This is a genomic window from Streptomyces sp. NPDC059875 (genome assembly GCF_042731085.1).
Classification (GTDB): domain Bacteria; phylum Actinomycetota; class Actinomycetes; order Streptomycetales; family Streptomycetaceae; genus Streptomyces.
The window spans coordinates 1-10,603 of the sequence record NZ_JBHWJZ010000076.1; the positions used below are offsets into that span (position 1 = coordinate 1).

General features: G+C 70.2%; 8 protein-coding genes. 6 read left to right on the forward strand and 2 right to left on the reverse strand.

What is annotated here, in order from left to right; genetic code table 11:
* Positions 1–138 precede the first annotated feature (138 nt).
* Positions 139–1,704 carry an arabinogalactan endo-beta-1,4-galactanase gene (locus ACFV9D_RS38625; RefSeq protein ID WP_385157726.1) on the reverse strand — a complete coding sequence of 522 codons (1,566 nt, stop codon included), beginning with the start codon at positions 1,702–1,704 and terminating at the stop codon, positions 139–141.
* 151 nt (positions 1,705–1,855) lie between these two features.
* Positions 1,856–3,877 carry a beta-galactosidase gene (locus tag ACFV9D_RS38630; protein WP_385157729.1) on the reverse strand — a complete coding sequence of 674 codons (2,022 nt, stop codon included), beginning with the start codon at positions 3,875–3,877 and terminating at the stop codon, positions 1,856–1,858.
* A 191-nt stretch (positions 3,878–4,068) separates the two neighbouring features.
* On the opposite strand from ACFV9D_RS38630, the gene ACFV9D_RS38635 reads away from it, so the two are divergent.
* The 6 genes from ACFV9D_RS38635 to ACFV9D_RS38660 all read left to right on the forward strand — a co-directional run bounded on the left by ACFV9D_RS38635 (position 4,069) and on the right by ACFV9D_RS38660 (position 10,450).
* Positions 4,069–5,382, forward strand: a complete 1,314-nt coding sequence (locus ACFV9D_RS38635; protein WP_385157732.1) for an ABC transporter substrate-binding protein — start codon at positions 4,069–4,071, stop codon at positions 5,380–5,382.
* Positions 5,379–6,362 carry a carbohydrate ABC transporter permease gene (locus ACFV9D_RS38640; RefSeq protein WP_385157735.1) on the forward strand — a complete coding sequence of 328 codons (984 nt, stop codon included), beginning with the start codon at positions 5,379–5,381 and terminating at the stop codon, positions 6,360–6,362. Before ACFV9D_RS38635 ends, ACFV9D_RS38640 begins: the two co-directional genes overlap by 4 nt.
* Entirely contained in the window at positions 6,359–7,300 is a 942-nt protein-coding gene (locus tag ACFV9D_RS38645; RefSeq protein WP_385157738.1) for a carbohydrate ABC transporter permease, read from the forward strand. The genes ACFV9D_RS38640 and ACFV9D_RS38645 overlap by 4 nt, the downstream gene beginning before the upstream one ends.
* Positions 7,301–7,326: 26 nt before the next feature.
* The gene (locus ACFV9D_RS38650; RefSeq protein WP_385157741.1) at positions 7,327–8,352 is read left to right on the forward strand and encodes a LacI family DNA-binding transcriptional regulator; all 1,026 of its coding nucleotides are present in this window, start codon (positions 7,327–7,329) and stop codon (positions 8,350–8,352) included.
* A gap of 216 nt (positions 8,353–8,568) precedes the next feature.
* A complete protein-coding gene (locus tag ACFV9D_RS38655) occupies positions 8,569–9,276 on the forward strand; it encodes a tRNA-dependent cyclodipeptide synthase (protein WP_385157744.1) in 708 nt (235 codons plus the stop codon).
* Positions 9,266–10,450, forward strand: a complete 1,185-nt coding sequence (locus ACFV9D_RS38660; RefSeq protein WP_385157749.1) for a cytochrome P450 — start codon at positions 9,266–9,268, stop codon at positions 10,448–10,450. Before ACFV9D_RS38655 ends, ACFV9D_RS38660 begins: the two co-directional genes overlap by 11 nt.
* The last annotated feature ends 153 nt before the right edge of the window (positions 10,451–10,603 follow it).

The following is a 10,603-nucleotide window of genomic DNA, read 5'->3' on the forward strand; positions in this document are numbered from 1 at the left end:
CCTTGGCGTGTGGGGGGCTGGTTTTTTTTTATAAGACACAGCAATACACCGGGGCCCCCCCCGCCCCGGGGTGCCGCCCCGCCCGCGGGGCGGCCCCCCCCCCGCGGGGGGGGGGGGGCCGGCCGTCATGGCTTCCGATCAGCGGTGGGCGAGCCAGGAGGCCGCCGGCAGCAGCCTGCTGTCGTAGTCGAACAGAGCCTGGTTCTCCCAGCCGTTGCCCGACGCGGGGTCCGCCGGGTCCCAGCCGTTGCCGGTGACGGCCGTCCAGGTGGGCTCCCAGTAGACGACACCGAGGCCGCGGCCGTTCGGCACGGCCTCCACCACGTTCATCACGTCACGCAGCCAGGCTGCCTGACCGGCCGTGCTCGCCGGGTAGCCGGAGACCAGCTCGGCCGTGGTGTCGATGATGTTCTCGTGGCCGTCCTCGCTGTCCAGCCGGAACGGGTACGCCGTCTCGGCGACCATCACCTTCTTCCCGTAGCGGGCCGAGATGTCGTCGAGGTTGGCCTGCAGGGCGGACAGGGACCCGTGCCAGTACCCGTAGAAGGACAGCGCGATGACGTCGTACGGGACACCCTGCGCGGTCGCGTTGTCGAACCACCAGCGGTACAGCGCGTTGTCGCCGCCGTGGGCGAGATGGAGCGCGACCTGGGTCGATGAGGAGACGGCCTTGGTGGCGGAGATGCCCGACTTCAGGAGTCCCGCGAGCTGCGACCAGTTGTCCGTGGAGCCCTCTGGCCACAGCATCCCGGTGTTGATCTCGTTGCCGATCTGCACCATGTCGGCCGTCGTGCCCTGTGCCTTCAGGGCGTTGAGGACGTCGTACGTGTGGTTGTACACGTCCGTGGTGAGCTGGCTGTACGAGTGCCCGGCCCAGGCGGCCGGCTTGGTCTGGGTGCCGGGGTCGGCCCAGGTGTCGGAGTAGTGGAAGTCGACGAGCAGCTTCATGCCCTGCGCCTTGATGCGCTGGGCCGTCGCCAGGACCCGGGCCTTGTTGTTGTAGCCGTCGGCCGGGTTCACCCACACCTTGAGCCGGCCGTAGGTGGCGCCCGCGGACTTCAGGATCGCCACGGGGTCCCCGGTCGCTCCGGCACTCGTGCGGTAGGTACCGCCGAGGTCCTCGCTCTTCTTCAGCGAGGAGATGTCGACGCCCTTGACGGACAGGCCCGTCGAGCCGGAGGTGAAGGTCAGGTCGTCGACGTTGAGCCACTGGCCTGCGGCGGCGGAGGAGTTGACGCTGACCGTGCACTGACCGCCGGTCACCTTCACCGAGGTCACGAGCCGTATCCAGGCGCCGTTGGGGGTGGGCGGCAGGTCGGTGCGCTGCTCCGCGGAGCCGCAGTTGCGCAGGGCGAGATAGGCGGAGCTCTGGCCGCCGCCGGAGCGCACCCAGGCGCTCAGCGTGTAGGTGCCGTCGGTCAGCCCGGACAGGTACTGGTACGTCTCCACCTGGTAGGCGGAGGACGCCCAGTGCGTCAGCCGGTGGCTGCCACCGTGTCCGCCGGCCTCCGTGAACGAGGCCGCGTTCTGGCCCGTCGCGGAGTAGGTGGACCAGCCGGTCGGTGTGGCGGTTCCGGTGCCGTCGGCCTCGAAGCCGGTGTTGGTGAGGGTCGTCGCCGCCTGGGCCGGCTGCGCGGGCAGCGCGGCCAGGAGCAGGGCGCCGAGCGCGGAAGCCACGGCAACGCGTAGGCGTGTACCTGACATGAATGACCGCGGGGTGCGGGGAACGGCGTACATCGTCTGTCCCTTCGACGGTGGAGGGAGGGGGAAGGTGGTGCGCGGTGGTGCCGTTCACCCGGGGGCGGCCGTGCGACACGGCCGCCCCCGGGGAGTCATGAGGGGGCGGGGCAGGAGGTCAGGCGTCGAGGCGTACGACGCGGACCGCACCCGCCGGGACCGCGAGGTGACCGGCGGCGCGTTCGCCGCCGAGGAGTTCGGTGCCGGGAGAGTCCAGCGGCACCTTCGCGTCGTGCGCGGTGTGGTTGAGGGCGACGAGGTACGCACCGGCCTCACCGGAGCGGCGTACGACCTCGACGTCACGGGGAAGGTCGCCGCGGGGCTCGATGCCGGCGTCCTCGCAGGCCGCACCCAGGATCGTGTCCAGCGAGACCGCGTCGAGCCGGGTGGAGACGTACCAGGCGGTTCCCTTGCCCAGGCGGTGACGGGTGACGGCGGGCCGCCCGGCGGCCGGCCCGTCGGCATAGGTCCACACCGGCTGGGCGCCGCGTTCCACGACGAACTCGGTCCAGACGTCGGCGGGCAGCATCGCCCCGCCCGGCCCTGTGATCCGCACCGACTCGCCCTCGCCCAGCGGCGACCACTCCTCCACGGTCAGCCCGAGCACGTCACGCAGGACGCCCGGGTACGCGCCCGGGTGGACGGCGTCGTGCACGTCGACGATCCCGGAGAAGTACGAGACGACGAGCGTGCCGCCGTTCTCGACGTACGCCCGCAGGTTGCGGCCCGCGGCCTCGGTGGCGAGGTAGAGCGCGGGGACCACGACCAGGGGATACGCGGACAGATCGGCTTCCGGGTGGGCGAAGTCCACGGTCAGGTGCCGGTCGTAGAGGGTCTCGTAGAAGCTGTCGGCGCGCTCGCGCGCGTCGTGGTCCTCGGTCGGGCGCCACTCCAGGCTCTGCGCCCACCACGACTGCCAGTCCCACACCATGGCGACGTCCGGGACGGTGCGCGTGCCGCGCAGTGTGGCCAGTGAGTCCAGGTCGGAGCCGAGGCCGACGACCTCGCGCCAGATGCGTGAGTCCGTTCCGGCGTGCGGCAGCATCGAGGAGTGGAACTTCTCGGCGCCGCGCCGGGACTGGCGCCACTGGAAGAACATCGCGCCCTCGGATCCGCGGGCGACGTGGGCGAGGGAGTTGCGGGCCATCTCCCCGGGCCGCTTGGCGGGGTTGCGGGGCTGCCAGTTGACCCCGGACGTGGCGTGTTCGAGGAGCAGCCACGGCGCGCCGCCCGCGACGGACCGGGTGAGGTCGGCGGCCATGGCGAGGTTGACGTGGGTGCGGCGGCCGTCGGTGATCAGATAGTGGTCGTTGGTGACGAGGTCGACCTCGCGGCCCCAGGCCCAGTAGTCGACGGAGTCGCACTGGCTGAGCGCGGTCATGAAGTTGGTGGTGACCGGGACGCCGGGGGACAGTCGGTGCAGGATGTCCCGTTCCGCGCGGAAGTTCTCCCGCATGGTGGCGTCGGCGAAGCGGCGGTAGTCGAGCTGCTGCGCCGGATTGCCCACGGTCGGGGTCAGGCGCGGCGGGTCGATCTGCTCGTACGAGGTGTAGTGCTGGCCCCAGAAGGCGGTGCCCCAGGCCTCGTTGACCGCTCCAACTGAGCCGTACCGGGCGGCGAGCCAGCGGCGGAAGTGTGCGGCGCAGGTCTCGCAGTAGCAGGCGCTGACCGGGACGCCGTACTCGTTGTGCACGTGCCAGAGGGCGAGCGCGGGGTGCGCCCCGTACCGCTCGGCCAGCCGCGTGGTGATCCCGGCCGCAGCCTCCCGGTACGCCGGTGAGCTGTGGCAGATGGCTCCGCGCGAGCCAAACGCGTACCGCACGCCCTCACGGCTGACCGGCAGCGCGTCGGGATGGGCGCGGTAGAACCAGGCGGGCGGCGCCACCGTCGGCGTGCCCAGATCGACGCGGATGCCGTGCTCGTGCAGCAGATCCAGGATCCTGTCGAGCCAGCCGAAATCGTACGATCCCGGCTCGGGTTCGAGCAGCGCCCAGGAGAAGATCCCGACGCTCACCATGGTGACGCCGGCCTCGCGCATCAGCCGGACGTCCTCCTGCCAGACGCTTTCCGGCCACTGCTCGGGGTTGTAGTCCCCGCCGAAGGCGAGGCGGTGCAGACCTCGGGGAGTGGTGTCCGGCATGGGGGTCTCCTGAACGTCGAACGTCGAGCAGCTGGGAACGTACACACATCAGATCTCGATGTGGCAACGCAACATAACCGCACACGATCCACCATTGACAAGTGTCCGGAACGTTTCTCTACTGTGAACGCTCACAGATGCATGGCAGGTCCTTCCGCGACGGAAGGGCCGCTCGTCAGGGGAGAGGCTCCATGCCCATCGTTTTGCGCCACCGTCTTGTCGCCACTGCCACCGCCGTCGCCCTCGGCGCGGCCGCACTCACCGCCTGCGGCTCGTCCGAAGACGGCGCCGAGCAGGCCGAGTCCGGGCCCGTCTCGCTCACCTACTGGGCCTGGGCGCCCAACATGGACAAGGTGGCCGCGATCTGGAACAAGAAGAACCCGGACATCAAGGTCACCGTCCAGAAGCAGGCCTCCGGCGACGACCTCGTCACCAAGATCATCACCGCGTCCAAGGCACACAAGGCCCCCGACCTCGTCCAGGCCGAGTTCCAGGCCCTGCCGACGCTGGTCTCCAACGACGCCCTCGCCGACATCTCCAAGGAGGTCGGCGCCGCCAAGGACAAGTTCGCCCCCGGCCTCTGGCAGCAGACCACGCTCGGCTCCGACGCCGTCTACGCCGTGCCGCAGGACTCCGGGCCGCTGATGTTCTTCTACCGGACCGACCTGTTCAAGCAGTACGGCCTCAAGGTGCCCACCACCTGGGACGAGTTCGCCGCCACCGCCAAGGCGCTCAAGGCCAAGGCCCCCGACAGGGCGCTCACGACCTTCTCCTCCAACGACTCCGGCCTCTTCGCCGGCCTCGCCCAGCAGGCCGGCGCCCAGTGGTGGACCACGCAGGACCAGAAGTGGAAGGTCGGCATCGACGACCCCGCCACCCAGAAGGTCGCCGACTTCTGGGGCGGCCTCGTCAAGGAGGGCGCCATCGACAACCAGCCGATGTACACCCCCGCCTGGAACAAGGCCCTCAACACCGGTCAGCAGATCGCCTGGGTCAGCGCCGTGTGGGCGCCGGGCGTCCTGACCACCGCCGCGCCCGACACCAAGGGCAAGTGGGCCATGGCTCCGCTGCCGCAGTGGGACACCACCAAGCCCGCCACGGGCAGCTGGGGCGGCTCCACCACCGCCGTCACCACCGACTCCAAGCACAAGGCGGCCGCCGCGAAGTTCGCGACCTGGCTGAACACCGACCCCGAGGCGCTCGCCGCCCTGGTGAAGGAGGCCGGCATCTACCCGGCCGCCACCGCCGCCCAGACCGGCGGCGCGCTCGCCACGCCCCCGGAGTTCTTCGCCGGCCAGGCCGACTTCTACACCAAGGCGGCCGAGATAGCGAAGACCACCGCGCCCGCAGCGTGGGGACCGAACGTGAACGTGGCCTACACCTCCTTCAAGGACGAGTTCGGCAAGGCCACCAAGGCCAAGTCCGACTTCCGCGCCGCCCTCACCGCAATGCAGGGCGTCACCGTCGCGGACCTGAAGAAGCAGGGCTTCGAGGTCGCCCAGTGACGCAGCCCTCCACGGGCGTGCGCCGGTCGTACGGGGCCAAGGCGGCCCCGTACGCCCACCCGTCGCCCACCACCACCCTCAAACGAGCGCGAAGCGCCCCCTATCTCTTTCTCCTCCCGGCAGCCGTCCTCTTCGTCCTCTTCTTCGCGCTGCCCATCGGCTACGCGCTCTGGCTCAGCTTCCACAAGATCGAGGTCAAGGGCCTCGGTCTGGGCAAGGGCGCCAGGAGCGAGGTCTGGGCGGGCCTGGAGAACTACACCGCCGCCCTCACCGACTCCGAACTCGGCCACAGCGCCCTGCGGATCCTCGGCTACGGCGCGATCGTCGTCCCCGTCATGCTCGGTCTGGCCCTGCTGTTCGCGCTGCTGCTCGACTCCGAGCGGGTGCGGGCCCGTTCCTTCTCCCGCCTCGCGATCTTCCTGCCGTACGCCGTTCCCGGAGTCATCGCGGCCCTCATGTGGGGCTTCCTGTACCTGCCGGACGTCAGCCCCTTCTACTTCCTCCTCGACGCGCTCGGGCTGCCGGAGCCGGACCTGATGGACGGCGGGCCGCTGTACCTGGCGATGGCGAACATCGCCGTCTGGGGCGGCACGGGCTTCAACATGATCGTGATCTACACCTCGCTGCGTTCGCTGCCCGCCGAGGTCTTCGAGGCGGCCAAGCTCGACGGCTGCTCGGAGCTGCAGATCGCCCTGCGGATCAAGATCCCGATGGTGGCGCCCTCGCTGGTCCTGACCTTCTTCTTCTCGATCATCGCGACCCTCCAGGTCTTCAACGAGCCCACCACGCTCCGGCCGCTCACCAACGGCATCCCCACCACCTGGAGCCCCCTGATGAAGGTCTACAACGACGCCTTCACCGGCGGGAACATCCACGCCGCCTCGGCCACCGCCGTGGTCCTCGCCGCGGCCACCTTCCTGCTCTCCTTCGGCCTGCTCAGGGCCTCCAACCGTCGTACGAAGCAAGGAGCCACCCGATGAGCGGGCCCGCCTCCCCGCCGCAGGTGCGCAAGGCCGCCCCGGCAGCCGGCACCACCCCCGGAACGTCCCAGGGCCCTCCCCCTGCCTCCGGCGGGGGGACCCCCGGCCCCCGCCGCGTCGCGCTGCTGCCGACCGCCGCCCTGGTCCTCGGCGCGCTCTACTGCCTGCTGCCCATCGCCTGGGTCCTGGTGGCCTCCACCAAGTCGGGCGCCGACCTCTTCTCCACGTTCACGTTCCTCCCCGGCGACGGCTTCGGCGACAACCTCGCCGACCTCGCCGCATACCGCGACGGCCTGTACTGGCGGTGGATGGCCAACTCCGTGTTCTACGCGGGCCTGGGCGCCGTCCTCTCCACGATCGTCTCGGCGCTCGCCGGCTACGCCCTCGCCGTCTACCGCTTCCGCGGCCGCGAGACGTTCTTCAACCTGATCCTCACGGGTGTGCTGATGCCCCCCGTGATCCTCGCCATCCCGCAGTACCTGCTGATGGCCGAGGCCGATCTGACGGACACGTACCTCTCCGTCCTGCTGCCGCTGATCCTCTCGCCGTACGGCGTCTACCTCGGCCGGATCTACGCCGAGGCCGCCATTCCCATGGAACTGGTCGAGGCCGGGCGGATGGACGGCGCGGGGGAGTGGCGCATCTTTCTGCGCATCGCCCTCCCGATGATGTCCCCGGGCCTGGTGACCATCTTCCTCTTCCAGTTCGTCGCCATCTGGAACAACTTCCTGCTGCCGTTCATCATGCTCGGCGACGACGAGAAGTTCCCCATGACCGTCGGTCTGTTCACGCTGCTGAAACAGGGCGCCGGACAACCCGCCCTCTACACGCTGGTGATCACCGGCGCGCTGCTCGCGATCGTCCCGCTCATCGCTCTGTTCCTGGTCATCCAACGGTTCTGGAGCCTCGATCTGCTGTCCGGCGCCGTAAAGTCCTGAGCACCGGGGAACAAGGGGAAACCAGCATGAGCATTCCAGCGGGCAGGCGCCGCGCGGCCACCATCCACGACGTGGCGCGTGAGGCAGGGGTGTCGCGCGGCACGGTCTCGCGCGTCCTCAATGGCGGGCACTACGTCAGCCCCACCGCCAAGGCGGCCGTCGACGCCGCGATCCGCAGAACGGGCTACGTCGTCAACCGGCACGCCCGCTCGCTGATCACCGGCAAGTCCGACTCGGTGGCATTCCTGCTGACCGAGCCTCAGGAGCGGTTCTTCGAGGACCCCAATTTCAACGTGCTGCTCCGGGCCTGCACGCAGGCGCTCGCCGCGCAGGACATCCCGCTGCTGCTGATGATCGCGGGCACCGAGGACGAACGGCGGCGCAATCTTCGCTACATCGAGGCCGGCCACGTCGACGGCGTCCTGCTGGTCTCCAGCCACTCCGGCGACCCCGTGGTCGCCCAGCTGCACGCGGCGGGCGTCCCGGTCGTCGCCTGCGGCAAGCCGCTCGGCCAGACCGCCAAGATCGGCTATGTCGCGGCGGACGACCGGGACGGCGCACGGGACATGGTGCGCCACCTCTACGAGACGGGCCGGCGCCGGATCGCCACCGTCACCGGTCCCCTGGACACCCCGGGCGGTGTCGAACGCCTGGCGGGATACCGCGAGACGCTGGCCGAGTACGGACTGCCCGCCGACGACACGCTCGTCGCCACCGGCGACTACAGCCGGGCCAGCGGCGAGAGCGCCGCCGCCCTCCTCCTGGAGCGCGCCCCGGACATCGACGCCGTGTTCGTGGCCTCGGACCTGATGGCCCAGGGCGTCCTCGACGCCCTCGACCGCGCCGGCCGCCGGGTCCCCGAGGACGTCGCCGTGGGCGGCTTCGACGACTCGCAGGCCGCCCTCTCCTCCCGCCCGCCGCTGACCACCATCCGGCAGCCGTGGGACCGCATCAGCACCGAGATGGTCCGAATGCTGCTCGCCCGCATAGGCGGCGAGGAGCCGGCCGCGGTCATCCTCCCCACGGAGTTGGTACGCCGAGAGTCGAGCTGAACCTCCTGCTTGCCCGGTCGTCACCTTTTGGCCATGCCCCGTTTCCGAAAGCTCGGGAGTGGGGCATGTGTTTCCGCCACGTACAGACGAATTCACGCCAACCGACCTCCGGGATCGTCACGCTGTGGCCATCGCCGGTAACTTCATGGCGTCGCCGCCACACCAGGGGCACACGGCCCCCACGGGACTCGCGGCGCCCGAAGGACATTTCTCCACTTGACGACAGCGACCGACAGCTTCAAGGTCCAGCCGTACACGCAGCACTGCCAAGTGATCCACACCGAAGGCGCTCACGCGGTCATCGGCATCTCCCCCGGCAACGGCTACTTCTCCGCCCAGCGGGTGGCCGACCTCGCCGACTGGGGACTCCGCAACTTCGAGCAGGTCGACCTCATCTACACCGACCTGCACGTCGCGGACATGTACGAGGCCCTCGGCTACCCGCCGGACGAGGCCCGCCGCAAGACGGTCAAGAACCTCCGCGGCGTACGCGCCAAGGTCAACAACGCCGTCGCCGCCACCGACCCCGGCGGCGAACGGCTCCGAGGACGCCCCATGTCCGCGCTCCTCGACATCCCCGCCTACCGGCACCTGCGCAAGCACCTGGACGACCTGCTCGCCACCGACGCCGAGTTCCTCGCCACCTGCGACAAGCTCGTCACGGCGTTCCTCTCCTCCAAGGTCCTCGAAGGACAGGCCCCCACCGCTCGCCAGCGCGAGGTCTGCCTCCAGTACATCTGCGCCGAGGCACCGCTCTTCCTGGACACCCCAGCGATCCTCGGTGTCCCCTCCTCCCTCAACTGCTACCACCAGCTCCTGCCGATGGCCGAACTCCTCTACTCCAGGGGCTCCGGACTGCGCGCCTCCCGCAACCAGGGCCACGCCATCGTCACCGCGATCCTCGGAGACCACGATGACCACTGACACGCTGACCGACTTCCCGTTCTCCGCCCGCGGCGACCGCCTGCCGCCCGAGATCGAGTCCCTCCGCGCCGAGCCGGTCAAACGGGTCCGCACCATCGCCGGCGACCCCGCCTGGCTCGTGTCCTCCTACGAGCTGTGCAAGCAGGTCCTCGAGGACCCGCGCTTCTCGCTCAAGGACACCTCGGCCCCCGGCGTCCCCCGGCAGTACGCGCTGACCATCCCGCCCGAGGTGGTCAACAACATGGGCAACATCACCGGGGCGGGACTCCGCAAGGCGGTCCTCAAGGCGATCAACCCCAAGACCGACGGCCTCACCGACTGGATGCGCCGCCACGCCTCCGAGCTCGTCGACGAACTCCTCGCGTACGGACCGCCCGTCGACCTCCGCGGCCGCTTCGCGAGCCCCTACGCCGAGCACCTCCACTGCCGGATCCTCGGCATACCGGAGGCCGACGCGCCCCGCCTCGCCGCCAGCCTCGACATCGCGTTCATGAACTCGGCCTGCCCCGTCACCGGCGCCCGGCTCAACTGGGACCGGGACATCGCGTACATGGTCGAGCGCCTGGACGATCCGGCGACCACCGGCCTCATGGCCGAACTCGCCGCCCTGCGAGGGAACCCCGACTACGCCCACCTCACCGACGAGATGCTCGCCACGGTCGGCGTCACCTTCTTCGGCGCGGGCGTGATCTCCACCATGGGCTTCCTCACCATGGCCATCTTCTCCCTGCTCCAGAACCCCGACGTCTGGGAGCGGCTCCGCAAGGAGCCGGACCGGATCCCCGCCGCCGTGGACGAGTTGCTGCGCGTCAACCTCTCCATCGCCGACGGACTGCCGCGCCTCGCCCTCGAGGGCGTCACCCTCGGCGACGTCGAGGTACGGAAGGGCGAACTCCTTCTCGTCCTGGTCGAGGCCGCCAACACCGACCCGGCGGTGTTCCCCGACCCGCACACCGTGGACATCGCCCGGCCGAACGCCGGCGACCACCTCTCCTTCGGCGGCGGCGGTCACTACTGCCCGGCCACGGCCCTCGGAAAGAAGCACACCGAGATCGCGCTGGAGGTGCTCCTCGACCGGATGCCCGACCTGCACCTCGCGGTTCCGGTCGACCAACTCGTCTGGCGCACCCGCTTCATGAAGCGCATCCCCGAACGCCTCCCGGTCGCCTGGTGACCACCCTCTGACCCACGGGCACGCCGACCGCCGTCGCCCCCGGCCCCCCCCCCGGGGGGGCGGCGGTGCCCCCGGGGGAGTCGCACCCCCAGGGGGGCTAACACCACCCCCGCGCCCGCCGGCACCGCGACCACACCGTGGGCGAGGAGTTCG

Coding starts and splice junctions, on each gene's coding strand:
- ACFV9D_RS38625 (WP_385157726.1), bottom strand. CDS start 1,704: ATGTCAGGTACACGCCTACGCGTTGCCGTGGCTTCCGCGCTCGGCGCC.
- ACFV9D_RS38630 (WP_385157729.1), bottom strand. CDS start 3,877: ATGCCGGACACCACTCCCCGAGGTCTGCACCGCCTCGCCTTCGGCGGG.
- ACFV9D_RS38635 (WP_385157732.1), top strand. CDS start 4,069: ATGCCCATCGTTTTGCGCCACCGTCTTGTCGCCACTGCCACCGCCGTC.
- ACFV9D_RS38645 (WP_385157738.1), top strand. CDS start 6,359: ATGAGCGGGCCCGCCTCCCCGCCGCAGGTGCGCAAGGCCGCCCCGGCA.
- ACFV9D_RS38650 (WP_385157741.1), top strand. CDS start 7,327: ATGAGCATTCCAGCGGGCAGGCGCCGCGCGGCCACCATCCACGACGTG.
- ACFV9D_RS38660 (WP_385157749.1), top strand. CDS start 9,266: ATGACCACTGACACGCTGACCGACTTCCCGTTCTCCGCCCGCGGCGAC.